Source organism: Micromonospora echinofusca, from assembly GCF_900091445.1.
In the GTDB taxonomy this organism is placed as follows: domain Bacteria; phylum Actinomycetota; class Actinomycetes; order Mycobacteriales; family Micromonosporaceae; genus Micromonospora; species Micromonospora echinofusca.
Window position 1 is genome coordinate 3,037,663 of the sequence record NZ_LT607733.1, and the last position, 16,166, is coordinate 3,053,828.

Annotated in this window: 12 protein-coding genes; 8 read left to right on the plus strand and 4 right to left on the minus strand. The window is 66.9% G+C overall.

Features of this window, described 5'->3' with window-relative positions; all coding sequences use genetic code 11:
- Nucleotides 1–744 precede the first annotated feature (744 nt).
- From GA0070610_RS30515 to GA0070610_RS13335, 3 genes are all read right to left on the minus strand, one after another.
- On the minus strand, nucleotides 745–1,083 hold the full coding sequence (locus GA0070610_RS30515; RefSeq protein WP_157747144.1) for a hypothetical protein: 339 nt from the start codon (nucleotides 1,081–1,083) through the stop codon (nucleotides 745–747).
- Between the two features lie 451 nt (nucleotides 1,084–1,534).
- The gene (locus tag GA0070610_RS13330; RefSeq protein ID WP_089000338.1) at nucleotides 1,535–2,809 is read right to left on the minus strand and encodes a rod shape-determining protein MreC; all 1,275 of its coding nucleotides are present in this window, start codon (nucleotides 2,807–2,809) and stop codon (nucleotides 1,535–1,537) included.
- Entirely contained in the window at nucleotides 2,802–3,323 is a 522-nt protein-coding gene (locus GA0070610_RS13335) for a SigE family RNA polymerase sigma factor (protein ID WP_089000339.1), read from the minus strand. Before GA0070610_RS13335 ends, GA0070610_RS13330 begins: the two co-directional genes overlap by 8 nt.
- Before the next feature lie 464 nt (nucleotides 3,324–3,787).
- On the opposite strand from GA0070610_RS13335, the gene GA0070610_RS13340 reads away from it, so the two are divergent.
- The 8 genes from GA0070610_RS13340 (at nucleotide 3,788) to GA0070610_RS13375 (ending at nucleotide 13,127) form a co-directional block, all read left to right on the plus strand.
- A complete protein-coding gene (locus GA0070610_RS13340) occupies nucleotides 3,788–6,823 on the plus strand; it encodes a Tn3 family transposase (RefSeq protein ID WP_089000340.1) in 3,036 nt (1,011 codons plus the stop codon).
- A gap of 397 nt (nucleotides 6,824–7,220) precedes the next feature.
- Nucleotides 7,221–7,544, plus strand: a complete 324-nt coding sequence (locus GA0070610_RS13345; protein WP_157747145.1) for a hypothetical protein — start codon at nucleotides 7,221–7,223, stop codon at nucleotides 7,542–7,544.
- A gap of 66 nt (nucleotides 7,545–7,610) precedes the next feature.
- Nucleotides 7,611–8,255, plus strand: coding sequence for an ABC transporter ATP-binding protein (locus tag GA0070610_RS13350; RefSeq protein WP_157747146.1), 645 nt, complete (start codon nucleotides 7,611–7,613; stop codon nucleotides 8,253–8,255).
- Nucleotides 8,252–10,612 carry an ABC transporter permease family protein gene (locus GA0070610_RS13355; RefSeq protein ID WP_089000343.1) on the plus strand — a complete coding sequence of 787 codons (2,361 nt, stop codon included), beginning with the start codon at nucleotides 8,252–8,254 and terminating at the stop codon, nucleotides 10,610–10,612. Before GA0070610_RS13350 ends, GA0070610_RS13355 begins: the two co-directional genes overlap by 4 nt.
- Nucleotides 10,613–10,889: 277 nt before the next feature.
- Entirely contained in the window at nucleotides 10,890–11,477 is a 588-nt protein-coding gene (locus GA0070610_RS13360) for a recombinase family protein (protein WP_089000344.1), read from the plus strand.
- A 210-nt stretch (nucleotides 11,478–11,687) separates the two neighbouring features.
- Entirely contained in the window at nucleotides 11,688–12,332 is a 645-nt protein-coding gene (locus tag GA0070610_RS13365; RefSeq protein WP_089000345.1) for a vanadium-dependent haloperoxidase, read from the plus strand.
- 24 nt (nucleotides 12,333–12,356) lie between these two features.
- The gene (locus GA0070610_RS13370) at nucleotides 12,357–12,860 is read left to right on the plus strand and encodes a hypothetical protein (RefSeq protein WP_157747148.1); all 504 of its coding nucleotides are present in this window, start codon (nucleotides 12,357–12,359) and stop codon (nucleotides 12,858–12,860) included.
- A gap of 9 nt (nucleotides 12,861–12,869) precedes the next feature.
- On the plus strand, nucleotides 12,870–13,127 hold the full coding sequence (locus GA0070610_RS13375; RefSeq protein ID WP_089000347.1) for a hypothetical protein: 258 nt from the start codon (nucleotides 12,870–12,872) through the stop codon (nucleotides 13,125–13,127).
- 6 nt (nucleotides 13,128–13,133) lie between these two features.
- Here the strand turns inward: GA0070610_RS13375 and GA0070610_RS13380 are convergent, their stop codons facing one another.
- Nucleotides 13,134–16,115 carry a Tn3 family transposase gene (locus GA0070610_RS13380; protein WP_089000348.1) on the minus strand — a complete coding sequence of 994 codons (2,982 nt, stop codon included), beginning with the start codon at nucleotides 16,113–16,115 and terminating at the stop codon, nucleotides 13,134–13,136.
- Between the last annotated feature and the right edge of the window lie 51 nt (nucleotides 16,116–16,166).

Genomic DNA, 16,166 nt, shown 5'->3' on the forward strand with positions numbered 1-16,166 from the left:
GCACAGCCCCGTCCCGACAGCGGAACCGGAGTCCGCCCGCTAGGAGGTGGGCGCGGTCAGGGAAGGTGCTGCCGCGCCGCTTCCGGGTCCTCGCGCCGTGGCCGGCGCTGCGGTCCGGGTCGGCTTGCCACCGGTCTATCCCCCGGCCGCTCCCCGAGCGTCGGCCAGACACACCGCACCGTCTGGGTGTCAGCCCGTGAAGCCAACACCTTCTGTCGGTGCACCTCGACCGGTTGGGGCATCGGATCTTGGTCGACTGCTGTTTTACCAGGAGCCTCTTCCTATGTCGGCAGACTTTCCCCGCGCCTACCGTGACCAGGCCCATCACGATGAAAGGCCCCAGTGGTGTCGACGGCGGTTACTGTCGACTGGTTGGCGACGTTGATGTCGCCGTCTTCCCTGTTTTGGTCTCGCGTATCATCTTCGGGATGGCCGTCATCGACCTGGACCAGGCACCCCCGTCGAGACACCGGTCGGGGTGGATTTCGTTTCGGCTCCCACTGGTGATTCTGTCCACAGTCGCCGCCGGATACCTTCCAGTGACTAATGCAACAGACATGGACCTACGCCGGCTTTGCATGAGTCAGGCGAACTCCACGAAAGAGTCCGCAACGCCGGTGCAAGCCTTCCTGGTTGACCCCCACACCGGTAAAAATGTCGCGCAACATCGATGCTGATTATCAATGCTGAATTGGCTCCTCTAGTTTCACGAATGGAAGACCAGAGGAGCCAATTCAACGTGGCTCAGTAGATCGTGACCGAGGTACCCGTCCGGAGGCGGCCGTCGGCATAGGACCAGGTGGCACCCGGACCATAGATTGGACTGCACACCGTTCCGCCGTCTGCCCAGCAGAACTTTGCGGTGTAGCTGCCGCTCTTGCCCCCAATGCGCGAGGGCCAGGATCCATTGAGCGTCCCCGCCGTGCCGTAGAAACCCTGGTGCGCATACGGCGTCGCGCCGGAGTGGTAGCAGGCGTACGAGGTGTTCGTACAGCTATTCGTGTTGCTAATCAGGGTGCTGAATTCGCTGATCGGCTGCGAGGAAACCACTGCACCGGTCTTCGGGTCGATCAAATAGTTCATACCTCCCGGCAGGACTGCCAGATCCGCGGGATTGGCTTGGTACGGTCACGACGGGAATGACTCCTTTCACGGTCTCCGCAATTCCCTTCTCCTACACATTCGATGGAGTGTGGAGCCTGTACGGCCGAGAGTTTCAATCCACGCGGACGACTTTCTGCAAGGACATTAAGGCCACGTGGGATTACCCACAGGGGTCGTATCATGAGTTTAAGGTTTCCCTTTCAGCGGGCGGGACTATCACCGTTCCCACTGACGGCGTAATGCGCACCTGGTGCTGGTCGAGCGTTCCGACGAACACCACTATGCGCTTCCACTATTACTCTACGGGTAACTCCAGCGGTGACATCGCAAAGGCTTCCGGCAGCGGCTCGGTCCACTACTGAACTGCAGACCTGTTGAGGATGCGCGGAGGCGAATCGCCTCCGCGCATCCTTGCGTCGGCGGGTCGCCGTCAGGGGGCGGATGGCGTCATGATCGACAATCTAGTCAGGTTGGCAAGGTCGGCTGTTGGCGTAAGCTCCACCGTGGTCGCGCCTGCCGCCTTGTCCGCAGACGCTCGGCCGATCGTGACAGCGCCAACCTGATTGCTCTGCTGGGACGGATCCGGCATCAAGACCCGGTTGGTCCGGTAGACCCCACCGTCTGCGGGAACGCCTTCCATGACCAACTTTCCGCCGGTGCCGCGTACGGAACCCGGAACATTGCTGATATTCGTGTACACCTGACCGGCGAATCCGGTGCTGGTAATGAGGTCGACAGTGGCTTCGCCGCGGACGGTATCGGCTTCCGTTACGCGTCCGACCAAGCCCTCGGCAACGACGGCTAGTTGCCCTCGCCGGACTCCCTGATCCTTCGGAAACGCCACGATGATCTGTTGGCCGTTCCTATCGACTACCTCAGCTGGTACGGCCCGCGCATCGCCGTCCACACCGCCCTCACCAGGTACCTCGAACACCTTCGTGAGGCTGGCGAACGGTCGCTTCGGCTTGACGAACCCCGCGATCGTCGTCGTCTGCGCGGTCGCAGCGATCGGGAATTCTTTCACAACAAGGCGACTGGTGGGTGCGTCGGGTTCTTGTATCATTTCATCATCGACTGCGGTACTCGAAACCCGCACCGCTGTCACGCCCGGCATGGCGAGGGCAATAGCATAGGTGCCCCAGGAGTCATTACTAACCACGCCGCCGGATCCGGACAACCGTGGACTGACCAGACTTATCACCTGAGTCTTCACCGGGTCGGGCGCCGGCCGATCAACCCGCATCCGCAAGGCGTCCGCCGCACCGGAATCACCGGTGAAGAACGCCAACCGCGCGTCGCCCTGCTTGTCGTATCCCTGCAGGATGACCACCGTCGAACGCAGGCGTGGATGGCGCGTCGCGACAAGGGCCCGAACATCAGTGTGCGGGCCTGCCGAGTTGGCACGGTCCCAGACGCTGGTGGCCTCACGTACCAGGCCAGCGTCCACGTCTCCCACCGGGGACCAGCCCAGAAACGGCCCATCCGGCGGCGGTGCAGCGAGTTGCGGTGCGGGCCCGAATCCGACAACCCGAAACATCGTGAGCAGCACCGCCACGCACACGGCAGCCGCGGCTCCGGCGGCGATACGTCGCCGCCCGCGACGCCGGTCTGCCCGCCGCATGATCTTGCCTTCATAGCCCTCGGTCGGTACCACCGACTCGGCCAGATCCACCAGACCGTCACGCAACTCGGTCGTGTTATGCATAGCGCACCTCTTGATCAGCAGCAGCGTCGGCCTCAACCCACTGCTTACGCAGAGTCTGCAAACCTCTTGATGAAAGACTCTTGACCGTGCCAACCGAACAACCCAGTACGTGCGCCGTGTCCTGCTCGGACAGGTCCTCGTAGAAGCGCAGTACGACGGCGGCACGCTGTCGTGCTGGCAGCCCGTCCAACGCCCGGCGGAGCAAGTCCCGCTGTTCCACCCCCACGTACTCGTCGCGTGCCTGGCTCTCCATCAGCCGGCCCAAGGGCTGTTCCCACCAGGATCGGCGCCGCCTCCAGGTCACGAAGGTGTTGACTAGGATGCGCCGAACGTAGTGATCGACGCCTTCCGAGCGTTGCAGTCGAGGCCACACCACAACCGTCTTGGCCAACGTCGTCTGGACCAGATCCTCGGCTTTCCCTCGGTCTCCGCACAGCAGGTAGGCGGTCCGGAGCAGCGCTCCGTAACGCGCCCGCACAAAGGCCGTCACCTCCTTGTCCTCGCGATCATGCATCAGCCACCCGCACCCTCAGCTTCAATCTCACGGCCACTACTTACGCTCTCGACCCCAGCAAACGTTGCCGTGACTCCGGGACTTTTTTGACGATCGATTGTCTCGACCCGTGGGTTGGTGCAGGTGACGACCAGCCCGGTTTCCTCGGTCAGCTCCCGGACCGCCACGTCGCCGGGGTGCCGCCCGGCTCGATGTGGCCGGGGTGCCCGTAGTCCTGGCGGAAAAATCAACGGATATCGCTGACCAGGGCAAACGTGTTGGGACGTGGCAGGAGGTGGGCGGATCCCTGAAGGGCCCAGACCAGGGGTTCGCCAGGTGTCTGTAGCCCTGTGACCTGCGGTTCTAGTAATCGCGGAAAAACCAACGGATTTGGCTGACCTGTGACAACGCGGGTCGATGATCGTCGCAGTGATGGTTTCCACTACGTTCACGGCGGTTTTGTCCGGTGGCGTAGGGAGTGTGCGATGGCGACGCGGTTGTTCCCCGATGATCAGATGGAGCGGCTGAAGTCGTACCCGGACATCGGCACGGACGAGTTGATCCGGTTCTTCACGCTCACCGCGGCGGACGCGGCGTTCGTCAGCCCGGGCCGTGGACGCGGTCCGACCGACCGGCTCGGCCTCGCAGTGCAGCTGTGCACGTTGCCGTGGCTCGGGTTCGTGCCGGATGAGGTGCGGTACGCGCCGCCGGCGGTGGTGGCCCGGCTCGCGGGCCGGCTCGGCGTCGACCCGCAGGCCCTGGAGCGTTACGGCGAGCGTCCGCAGACGCGCACGGATCATCTACGCCTGGTCTGTGACTACCTGCGATGGAAGTCCGCGCCGACCGGCGGCATCGAGTTGAAGGAGCTGGAGGAGTTCCTGCTGGGGCGGGCGTTGGAGCATGACTCGCCGACGACGCTGTTCAACCTTGCCTGTGAGTATCTGATTGCGAACCGGACGGTGCGGCCCGGGGTGGTCCGCCTGCTGGAGATGGTGGCCACGGCCAGGACGACGGCCAGGACGGTGACTCATGATCTGCTCGCGCCGTTGCTGACCGGGCAGATGACCGCCGATCTGGACCTGTTGCCAAGGGTGGACGCCGGGTTGGGGATGACCCGGCTGGCGTGGCTGACCAAACCGGCGGTGGACGCTACGGCCACCTCGATCAAGACATCGATCGAGAAGCTGACCTGGGTGCGGGCCATGGACGGGCACCTGATCGACCTGTCGATGCTGGCCGCCGAGCGGCGCCGGTTCCTGGCCACGATCGGCCGCCGCTCGACCGGGCAGGCCCTGGAACGGCGTGACGACGAGCGCCGGTACCCGATCCTGCTGACCCTGGTCGCGCAGTCCGCGGTCGATCTGCTCGACGAGGTGGTGGGTTTGTTCGACCAGGCGGTCTCCGCGCGGGAGGCGCGGGCGAAGGGCCGTACCGAGAAGGCCCTGGCGGAGCGGGGTAAGAGCGGCGAGTCCCGGCAGGCGCTGCTGGACATGATCCTGCCGGTGCTGGCCGACCCGGGCATCCCCGACGAGCAGGTCGGTGGGCTGCTGCGCGGGCAGATCGGGATGGGCCGGATCCGGGAGGCCGCGGCGATGGGCTGGCCAGCGTTGCCGCGCGACAACGGCCAGCTGGCGGAGATGAACGCCTCCTACAACTACCTGCGGCAGTTCGTGCCGCAGGTGCTTGCCGCGATCGACTTTCGCGGCGGGCCCGGTGCTGACGAGCTGATGCAGGCCCTCGCCATGCTGGCCGAACTGTCGCGGACCGGTACCCGCAAGGTCCCGGCGGGGGTGCCCGACGGGTTCGTCCCGGCCCGCTTCCGCGACTACTTGACCCGCGCGCAGCGGCAGAACGATGACGTGTCCTACCGGCATTACTGGGAGCTGTGTGTGCTGCTCGGGGTGCGTGACGGGCTGCGCTCCGGTGACGTGTTCGTGCCCGGCAGCCGCCGATATGCCGATCCCAGTTCGTACCTGTTCACCGAACCGGTGTGGGCGACGCGGCGCGACGAGTTCTGCGCGCTGGTCGGCAAGCCCGCCGACGGTCGGGTCGGACTGGAGCAGGGCCTTGAGGAGCTGCACACCACGCTGGGTGACCTGGAGCGGGTCTTGGCGGATACGGGCCCGGGCGAGGTGGGGTCGGTGCGCCTGGATGAGCAGGGCAACCTGGTCATCCCTCCGTTGTCGGCCGAGGACGTGCCGGCCGAGGCCACCACGATCAAGGAGGAACTGGCCGGGATGCTGCCGTTCGCGCCGATCGCGTCGCTGCTGATCGAGCTGGACCACCGTACCGGATTCCTGTCATGCTTCACCCACGCTGGCGGCCGTAAGCAGGCCATGTCGGGTGACCTCAAACGCAACATCCTCGCGGTGCTGATCGCGAACGCCACCAACCTCGGGCTGGTGAAGATGGCCGAGGCGTGCGGCGTGCCCTACGACGTTCTCGCCTGGACGCAGGAGTGGTACGTGCGGGAGGAGACCCTGCGGGAGGCGAACACGGTGATCGTCAACCATCACCACGGCCTGGCGTTCGCCAAGGTGTTCGGCGGGGGCACGATGTCGTCGTCGGACGGGCAGCGGTTCCCGACCCGGGGGAAGTCGCTGACTGCGCGGGCGATGAACACGTTCTTCGCCGACGAGGGCCTGTCGACCTACACCCACGTCTCAGATCAGCACTCCACGTACGGCACGAAGGTGATCGTGCCGACCACCCGCGAGGCCCACTACGTCCTGGACGACTTCCTCGGTAACGCCACCGATTTGCCGATCGCCGAGCACGCCACGGACACCCACGGCGTCACGTTGATCAACTTCGCGTTGTTCGACCTGGTCGGCAAGGCGCTGACCCCGCGGATCCGGGACCTGGGCAAAGTCACCCTGTGCCGCGACGACACCCCGACGGTGGTCAATGCCTGCTATCCGCACGCCGGGCCGCTGTTGACCGACCGCCTCGATCAGGACTTGATCGTGGACATGTGGCCGGATCTGCTGCGGATGGCGGGGTCGTTGAAGTTCGGGCAGGCTACCGCGTCGCTGATCGTCGGGAAGTGGTCGGCGGCTTCCCGGCAGAACACCCTGGCCATCGCGCTCAAGGAGTGGGGGACGCTGCGGCGCACCATCCATTCGGCGAAGTACCTGTCGGATCCGGTCTACCGGCGCAAGATCGGCCGGCAGCTCAACAAGGGCGAGTCGCTGCACGCGCTGCGCCGCGACCTGCACTACGCCAACCAGGGCAGCATCCGCCGCCGGCACCTGGAGCAGCAGACCGAACAGGCGTGGTGCCTGACCGTGCTGACCAACGCCGTGATCACCTGGACCACCGAGTACTACGCCATGGCCGTCGATCGGCTGCGCGCCGCCGGGCGTGACATCCCGGACGAGCTGCTGGCGCACATCTCGCCGGCGCACAGCGAGAACATCAACTTCTTCGGCACCATCACCGTCGACATTGAGGCGGAGTTGGCCAAACTCGACGAGCGCGGCGTGCGCCCGCTGCGGGGGTTCGGCCCCGGCGGCCAGTAGCCGAGCGTCTGACCCGCCTGCCAGGTGCCTGCCGATGGGGTGTTGATCAAGCCGATGATGACCGAGTGGCGGGCCCGCGCAGGGCGGCCTGGACATCCGTAAGCCTGGGCACGAACTGCGAGAACTCGTCGACGCGATCCTGCACGTCAACCGCACAGGCACCGCCTGGGAATAGCTGCCCACGACTTCCCTCAGTACAAGACCCGTCCACTTGCTGGAGCCGCCGCCGGCGCCACCGAGAAGATCCATGACCCTGCTGCCATCGACAGGCGTCAGACCAGCAAAGAATCATGAACGGCGGTCATTGACAGCGGCCTACTCGCATCAGCAGTATCGAGTAGGTGCGGGACGGGTTCCGTACACAAATTCACATTCGAAACCCTGGGGAGGTGAATCGATGAGTAAAGGATTCCGAAAGAGCGTAATCGCGGGCGTTCTGACGACATGCGCTCTGTCGACCACGATGATCATGGGTCCGGCGCCCGCTCTCGCGGTTGGCGGCGACTGCACCGCGAAAAAGGAGACGAGCGGGTTGAACAACCGAGGCGGCGCGCTCTGCTCGTCGTTGCAGGCCGATTCGAGGGCTCGGCCCAAGCTCGTCCGGGACCTGGGGCCGGACTACACCGGTGCTTACTTCACGGCGCTCAACGTGTGGCGGTACACCGACTGGTACACCTGCTACTCCGGATGCGAAGGGGCGTATGAGATCACGCACGTCTGATTCATGGCAGGATCGCGTGGTGGGCCAGCACTTCCGGCCCATCACACGAGTCCGCTAGGGAGTGCCATGCTCGTGCTTGAGCAGGTGACCGTCAAATATCCGGATGTCACGCCGCTCGATGGCCTCGACCTCACCTTGGCACCCGGTACAACCGCGATTATGGGTCCGAGCGGCAGTGGCAAGAGCACGCTGTTGCGCCTCATCGCTGGAATACAAGCGCCCACATCCGGCGAGGTCCGCATCGACGGCACCGCCGTGGTCACGGCGTCGTGGCGTTCAGCGGGCGATGCCCGAGTGTCCTTTATCCACCAGGACTACCGGTTGGTGCCGTTTCTGACGGTCGAGCAGAACATGTTGCTGGCAGCTGAGCTGAGGGGTGTCAGCCGCTCGCGGGCGGACGTCGGCTCGATGCTCGGCCGCGTAGCGCTGCCCATGCCGATGCGAGAGCGCCTGCCGGCAAAGTTGTCAGGGGGGCAGCAACAGCGGGTGGCGATCGCCCGTGCCCTGATGGCGGGAACCTCGGTCATCCTCGCGGACGAGCCGACCGGGGCGTTGGACGTGGACAACACCGAGCGGATCACGGACATCCTCGTCGATCTTGGACACCGGGAACGACTGGTAGTCGTGGTCGCGACCCACGACCCGGATGTGGCGCGGCGACTGGACCGTCGCTTCGAGCTGTCCCGGGGCAAGCTGGTGCAGTTGGCATGAGCTCTCGCGTCGGTGGCACGGCGCTGACCGTGGCCTTCGTGCGCCACCGGATGGCGCAGGTGGCTGTGCTCACGCTGCTGGGCTTCATGCTGGGCGGCACCGTTATCGGCCTGGCCGTGGCGCGCAGCAGCGCCGAGCAGGCGATCCAGGACTCGGTTCGCGCCGACATCGGGGGAAACCGCTACGCGCTCCAGACCGGTGATTCCGCTGCGAGCAAAGCCATCGCGACCGTACCGGACGCCATGCCAGTGCAAGATCAGACGGGTGACGTGCTCGCAGGTGACCTCTCCGCACCCGTACTGGTCCGCGCCTACACCAAGCCGTCGTTGCAGCTGGGAATCGTCATCCGGGGCACCCGACCCCGGGATGCGGGCGAGCTCCTACTGTCGGAGTCGACCGCGCAGGCCCTGGGGATCGCGATCGGCGACACCGTTCGGGTGCGAACCGGGGACGGCCAGCGGCCGGGCCGGGTCGTGGGCCTGTCAGTGGATCCGGCCAACCGGACGACGAGCACCTTGGTGCAGCTCGTGGCGGAGTCGGCGCAGTTCCGGCCCACCATCTGGCTCAGTGACACTGACTTCTACACCGTGGCGGCGCTGCGGCCTGTCCTCGATCAGCGCACGGCGACCTACCAGTCCGTCGACACCGTTCTCGAGGCATCCGCGCAGAACCGCCCCCAGTTCCTCAGCGCCATGCGGTTCGTCCCGGCCGGCTGTGGCCTGCTGATGGGCATCCTGCTCGTCGCGGCGGGTGTGGTGCTGTCCCGTCGGTGGCGGCTCGACGCCGACGCGCTGATCGCAGCGGGGATGCCGCCCGCCCTGGCATGGCGCAGGATGCTGTCAGTCGTCTGCGCGACGGTGCTGGCCGGCGAGGTCCTCGGCGGCTGCGCCGCGTCCACGGTCCTGCTTCTCTCGCGCGACCCAGTGTCCGCGTGGGTGGGGCAGCAATGGGTGGGGATCGCGATCCCGTGGCAGGAGCCCGTGGCCCTTCTGGGTCTTACCATTCTGTTCGCGCTGTCGGCCGTGCCGTTGACCCGCCTCGCCGCACGCTGGGCGGAACGCCGCATCCCGCGGCCCTCGCAGGGTCGCTGGGCGACCCTGGCGGGAGCACTGGCCGTGGGTCTCGGCCTTGCCGCGTTGGTGCTCCTGACCCGGCTGTCTCTGGGGCCGCACGGAAGCCACGCGGCCGCGCTCGTGCCGTTGGCGGCCGCTGTCGTCGCGTTCGCACTGCCGTCAGTCGTCGCACCGATCCTCTGCTGGGGACTGCCCACGGCTACCAGGACGCTCATGCGGCACCTGCTTGCGGGTTTGCGGCCGGTTGCGGCCACCGGCGCGGTCGTCATGGTGCTCAGCGGGTACTGGTCGGCGCAGAACACCTACGACGCCAACGTCGGCGAAGCCCTGTCGAGCCCGCTCGAACCGGCTGGTTCCTTCGTCGTGAGCGAGATGCCGGACAACTCGATTGAGGCGTTGGCGGCGTTCTACCGATCGCACGGTGGGCGGCAGGTTGTGCGGTATGCGATCCCCGACGAGTCGAAGGCTCAGCTGCGGGTGACGGCGCCGAAGGTCCTTACGTGCATGTCCAGCCAGCGCACTCTCAATCCCACCGAGGTGACCGACTGCTTTCCCCGGGAGTCGGCGGCGCCGCTCAACCGGGTCATGCTCGGAGAACCGGGGTCGGCGCCACGAGCCGATCCGCACTTGCTGGACAACGGCAAGGTCGGGCTGCTGCTGTTCGCCAGCGGGGACGGGACGGCAACTTCGCTCGCCGACACCCGGGCGGAAGCCGACTCGCAGCTTGGCGGCAACCTGCCCGGCCTGGTGGTCGCTCCGGACAGCGCCGTGGCTAAGAAGTTCGGGCTCACCGCGAACGGGACCAGCGAGGTGCTTCTTCCGGACTTCGCCCGATTGTCGCCACGCGACCAGTTCCTCGTCCGAGCGGCGGCCATTCGTCTCGCCCCGAGCGCGCAGTTGGCCAGCGGAACCGACCCGACGGCCTACGACCGGCTGCGCTCCGTCGCCAACACCGCCAGCTTCCTCGGCGCGACCACAGCAGCGTTGATCCTGCTGCTGGGCGGCGTCGCGTTGGTCGTCGCGCACACGTTGACCAGGCGCACGCTCGTCGACATTGGCGCGGTACCCGGCCGAAGGTGGGGGATCGTCGCTCGGTGGACAGCCGTCCCCTTGACGACGGCGGCGCTGGCCATCCCGCTGGCCATATTCACGGCATCTGGCGGGGGCCAGCGCACGGAAGCGTCATACGGAAGCCTGTGGTTTCTGCCGGGCCTCCTCGGTGCAGCCGCCTCCCTGATCGTCGGGGCGGCGTTCCTGCGACCACCCCCGACGGCCGACGAGTAGACGCAAGGTACAGCGCTGGTGGCACGACCGATCAGGGGAACTCGATCCCGGACCGCCGCCCACACTGGCAGCCAGGTCATCGCATATGGCTCGCGCGATGATCGCCTATTGGAAGAAGATCGCCTTGTGCCCACCGCGACATGTCTCGACCGTGTCGCAGTAACGTTCGTTCGCTTTACACCCGGGATCCGGTGATGTTCGCCCAGGTCGCATCTGTAACGGAACCCGTGTCCGCGCCTTCGTAACGCGCTCGGGGGTTCGCGATACAGTCACAGGCATGCGGATCGGCTACGGACGGGTCTCCACCCGCGACCAGAACCCCAACGCCCAGCACGACGCACTCACCGCGGCCGGCTGCGAGCAGATCTTTGTCGACAAGGCGTCCGGCAAACTCGCCCGCCGCCCCGAACTCGACAAGGCGCTCCTGGTCGCGCACCGGCCCGGGGATCAGCTCGTGGTCACCAAACTCGACCGGCTCGGCCGCTCCCTGGAACACCTCATCGAACTTTCCGCCCAGCTGCAGCAGCGCGGCGTCGACCTGGTCGTGCTCGACCAGAAGATCGACACGTCAACCGCAATGGGCCGGATGTTCTTCCAGATCCTCGGCTCCATCGCCGAGTTCGAACACGCCCTCATGTCCGAACGCACCCTCGACGGCCTGGCCGCCGCCCGCGCTCGCGGCCGCACCGGCGGCCAGAAACCCAAGCTCACCCCGCGCCAGGCGAAGATCGCGCGGGAGATGTACGAGGAGACCGGACCCGACGGACGCCGACTGCACACCGTGGAGGAGATCGCCGCTGAGTTCGGCGTCACCCGCCCCACCATCTACCGGCACCTGTCCAAGCTGCCCACCGAGGCCGGCTGAACAGAACGGACACCCACCCCACAGTCCTGCGAGCATCGCGGCTGCTTTCCGTCCACTCGTCCAGCGACTTTGGGGCTGGTGACACCTACCCAAGCAGCACAAGTCAGCGACGCCTCGCGCGAACCGAAGCCGGATCACCCAGATCAACTTTTTGGCCCCTCCTCGCAAGATCGTTACTGACCACCTGTTTGCCCTGGTCAGCGATATCCGTTGATTTTTCCGCTAGGACTACGGGCACCCCAGGAGGCGCAGCGGGTCTGCGACGCCGGCAAGACACTCACCGACGAGCAGCGGGACACCGTGTTCTTCTGGGCCGACGCTACGACCACGCAAACCGGGTTCGATGCCCCCGGCGGCACTCCGGGACCTGCCGGCCATTGGCTGTACAACGCGTGCTCCATCGAGCTACAGCACGGGATCGACCCGCTGCGCGGTTGCAGGATTCGCGCCAGCCTCGCGGTCGCGATGCATGACGCGTTCACCGCCTGCTGGCACTTCAAGTTCCGGCACAACCTGATCCGCCCCGAGACGTACATCAACCAGCACATCGACCCCGACTGGCGGCCGATGCTCATGACGCCGAGCTTCCCCGAGTACCCGTCAGGCCACTCAGTCGTCTCGCACAGTGCCGCACAGCTGCTGGGCGCCGCGATCGGCAACCGACCGTTCACCGACGAGACGTTGACCCATCTTGGCATTCCCGGAACCCGGTTCGCCTCGGCGCCCCAGGCTGCCGAGAACGCTTCGGCTTCCCGCCTGTTCGGCGGCTTGCATTTCCCGATCGGCATCACAAGCGGTGCCCAACTCGGTCAGGAGATCGGCGCGCGGGTGGCGCGTCGACTCAACGTGAAGTAGGTAGCGGCAACGAGAGAGGCCCAGATGATGAAACTTCCGCCGCTTCGACGAATCTTCGTGGTGCTGCTGGCGACCGCGGGGCTGCTTGCCGCCTCCGCACCGGCAAGCGCAAGGCCCGACCCGGGCGGCCTCACCGTCATGGACGGAGGATGCGGCGCCTGGCTCGACAACCCGCACTACTTGGGCGGCGCCGGGGGTGTCATCGTCAAGACTCGATACTCCTGCGACCTCGGCTTCACCATGACCGTCACCGGCGCCCTGAGTTACCTGTACTACTGCGGCGGCACCCAGCCAACCGGCAGTCTGGAATCCGGCTGGACCAACAGCCAGGGCTGCCAGCCGGTGCGCAGCTCCAACTACTCCAGCTTCGCCGTCGGTTCCAATCAGACCGTGACCAGGTACACCCCCGATGTCGGCGAGTCCGGCTCTCCGTACAAGGGCTGGTACATCGCATGCACCCGGTACTACCGCACGGGCGTCACTGGCTCGATCCGCGTCTGGAGCCCGCCAGCGTACGTCAATTGGTAACGTGGTCCCATGGACCCGGCGCCTGAGCAACAGGACAACTGGGTGCCGGACCTGCGTACCCTGCGGTGGGCCGCCGCGCAGGTCGATGCCGAAGGACTCGCCGCAGCGATCGCGCACGACGTCCCGCTACGGACCGGCATCCCAGCCGGCCTGACGCAAGAACTCTGGCGCGCGGCGGCAGACGCGGCGTACGAGGCTACCTGGTGGCCAGTCCTGCAAGCCGCGCAACGCCTTCGGGAAGACCCCAGCCAAACGACCGAGAGTTGAGCGTATTCACTGACCGACTGGGGTGGGCGTCATCGCTGTTCCTCCGTCGGTGCCTCGCTCGTAGTCGATGCGTTGGCCGAGGTCGAGCTGGAACGTGCCGTGCAGGGCCACGTTGGACCAGAACAGCGGGGTCAGGCCGCGCAGATCGTGCTCGGTGAGCCGGGCCGCCCAGTCCGGTTCGGCCAGGACGCGGTCGACCATGCGGGTGTTGACCAGCACGAGCGCGGACTGGAGCAGGTGCAGGGCGAGCATGGAGATCTCCTGAGCCTCGCGGTCGGCGCCGGGCAGCTCGGCCTCGCGGCCGTAGTGGATGGCCACGTTCGCCGAGTTCCACTGTTCGACGACCTGGAGCCCTTCGTGGATTTCGCGGCGCAGCGCGGGGTCGGCGAGGTAGTCGGCGATGAATGCCGTACGGACAGCGCGGCCGAGTTCCTCGATCGCGGCGAGAGTGGGGTGTTTCGGGCCGCGGGTGCTGAACCGGCGCAGAATCTGCTCGGCCTCGGCGGTGCCGAGCTGCAACGCTCGCGCGTACTTGATCATCTGGTCGTATTCGCGGGTGATCAGGTCCCAGTTGATCGCCCGAGTCAGCACCGGCTCCAACCCGGGGTAGCTGGCGCCGTCGTGTGGCCGGTAGAGCCTCGCCGAACCGATGTTCTTGAGCCGGGGCAGCAGCCGGTAGCCGAGCAGGTGGGTGAACGCGAACCCGACCACGGACGCGCCGTGGGTGTCGGTGTAGTTCGCGGTGATCTGCGAGTCGACGTCGGCGGCGTGCCGGATCAGGCCCTCCATCATCGCCGCGACCTCGGATGATGAGCAGGTCTTGAGCTGGGAGTACACGCACACGCTCTTGCGTTCGACGTGCCAGTAGATCATCACGCCGGGGCCGCCGTAGCGGGCGTGCCACTCGGTCATCAGGTTCGACTCCCACGAGCCGAACTTCTTCGAGTCGGACGCGCACGCGGTGCCGGCGCCCCACCAGCGCGGGTCACGCTCGCGCAGCGTCGCCCCGACCACCGCGGCGATGGCCCGCCGCAGGCCGTCGCGGGTGACGAACAGGTGCCTCGTGCGGCGTAGCTGCGCCTCGGTGACGCCGTGGTCGCCGGAGTGCACGATCCGCTTCACGCCGATGTTCGTGCCCAACGCGAACAGCACCAACAACAGCCGCTTACGCAGCTCGCCCGGGGCCAGGTGCTCGCGGGTGGCGATCGACGTGAACTCGGTGTGCAGATCGGTCAGCCAGTCGGCTTCCTTGAGCAGGTCGAGCAGGCTCACCACACCCCACCGGCGGGTCACCTCCGCCTTGACCGCGTCCAGGTTCGCCGGGACCGGCTGGGCCGGCTGCTTCGACACCGAGATCCACACCTGCCCCTTGCGAGTGCCGACCGACGTTCCGGCCGTACCGGCGCGCATCGCGTCCGCCCACCGGGCCAGCGACGTGTCCACCCGCGACCGCAGCGCGGTGACGAACTCGGTCGGGTCGGTCGGCTGGGCGATCGCGGTGTAGTGCACATCGCGGTGCAGGTCGAAATCGACCGGCAGGTCCGTCTCCGGATTACGCCAGGCACGGGCGCCCTCCACCCAGATCTCCCGCCGGCGGACCGCGTCCCGCAGCGCCTGCAACGCGCACAGCTCGTACGGAATCCGCTCGACCCGACCGCGGTCATCGACGACCGCGGGCCGCCAGTCGGCCTTGACCACCCCGTCCAGCGGCACCCGGTCGGCCCGGTCGTAGTGGGTGAGCCGGCCGTCGCGGTCCTTGTAGCGGTGCAGCACCTCCAGGGCGTCCATCACCGGCCGGTACGCCGTGTTGTTGCACCGGAACGTCAACGCGTCCAGCAGCTTCGGCAGCATCGTGCGGTAGTGGTGCGAGTACGAGCTGGCCAGCACCGTACGCACCCGCTGGCGTCGCCGCGACTCGGTCGCCTTCGCCTCGGCCACCAGATCCTTGAGGGTCTGCTCACCGACCGCCGGGTACACCACGTCGCGGACGATCCCGTCCGGGTGGGCCACCGACACCCCGGCCAGCCGGTACAGCACGTTGTCCTTGTCCGCGACCCGGCGGAACTCGGCGATCTGCTCCCGCTCGACCCGCCGCTCCGCCCGCGTGTTGATCACCCGCACCAGGTCGATGAACAACTCGACCAACGAATCGGTGACCTCGGTCTGCCGGCACCAGCACAACACCGCTAGCAGCGTCAGAGACACCTCCGGCGGGTGGTCGCGGCGCAGCGTCGACGGGTACTCCGCCGCCGCCCGCGCCCTCCACCGGGCGACCCGCTTCTCCGCAGTGTCGGCGAACAGCCCGGCCGGAAGCCCGATCGCCCGCACCCGGCGCAGCTTCGTGATCTCACCCAGCAGGGTCTCCAGGCCCAGCTTGCCCGGGTCCGCCTTCAACTCGTTGAAGAAACTCACCCCGCCAACGCCGTCGGCGTCCGCCTCGGCGTCCTGGCCGTCGCCGAGGACCGCCCACAACGCCGCCGTCACGTCAGCGGGCAGCCGGCCCACGGTGTCCTCGCAGAACCGGGCGTCAGCGATCCGGTTCGCCGCCCCGACGATCCGGTCCATCCGGCCCGGCGGCTCCACCTTCTCCGCCCGGCACCGGGCCAACACCGCCTCACGCTGCCGGTCCTCGTTCAACTCGCTCGGGCAGACCTGCTCGGCCAACCACGCGATCATCTTGTCCTCGTCGCCCCGAGAGAACATCCGGAACCCGAACGCGTCACGGATCTGAACCCGATACCGTTCAACGCCGCGCCCCGTCACCTCGAACTCGGCGTCCGGCACGCCGAGCTGCCGCACGAGGTAGTCCACCGCGGCCGGCGGGACCTCGCCGACGTGACGCGGGAACCGGCCCTCGATCTCGAAGAACTTCACCATCACCGCGAAGCTCAACCGGCGGCCGCCGTGCAGCCGCGCCATCAGCTCATGATCAGCATCGACCAGCGTCCACGACGCGATCAGGTCATCGAGTTCCCACTCCCGGCGCACCGCAACACCCTGACAGACGACGATCACCGGTTGACGGCGACCCGGAACCCG

Coding starts and splice junctions, on each gene's coding strand:
- GA0070610_RS30515 (WP_157747144.1), bottom strand. CDS start 1,083: ATGAACTATTTGATCGACCCGAAGACCGGTGCAGTGGTTTCCTCGCAG.
- GA0070610_RS13330 (WP_089000338.1), bottom strand. CDS start 2,809: ATGCATAACACGACCGAGTTGCGTGACGGTCTGGTGGATCTGGCCGAG.
- GA0070610_RS13335 (WP_089000339.1), bottom strand. CDS start 3,323: ATGCATGATCGCGAGGACAAGGAGGTGACGGCCTTTGTGCGGGCGCGT.
- GA0070610_RS13340 (WP_089000340.1), top strand. CDS start 3,788: ATGGCGACGCGGTTGTTCCCCGATGATCAGATGGAGCGGCTGAAGTCG.
- GA0070610_RS13345 (WP_157747145.1), top strand. CDS start 7,221: ATGAGTAAAGGATTCCGAAAGAGCGTAATCGCGGGCGTTCTGACGACA.
- GA0070610_RS13350 (WP_157747146.1), top strand. CDS start 7,611: ATGCTCGTGCTTGAGCAGGTGACCGTCAAATATCCGGATGTCACGCCG.
- GA0070610_RS13355 (WP_089000343.1), top strand. CDS start 8,252: ATGAGCTCTCGCGTCGGTGGCACGGCGCTGACCGTGGCCTTCGTGCGC.
- GA0070610_RS13360 (WP_089000344.1), top strand. CDS start 10,890: ATGCGGATCGGCTACGGACGGGTCTCCACCCGCGACCAGAACCCCAAC.
- GA0070610_RS13370 (WP_157747148.1), top strand. CDS start 12,357: ATGATGAAACTTCCGCCGCTTCGACGAATCTTCGTGGTGCTGCTGGCG.
- GA0070610_RS13375 (WP_089000347.1), top strand. CDS start 12,870: ATGGACCCGGCGCCTGAGCAACAGGACAACTGGGTGCCGGACCTGCGT.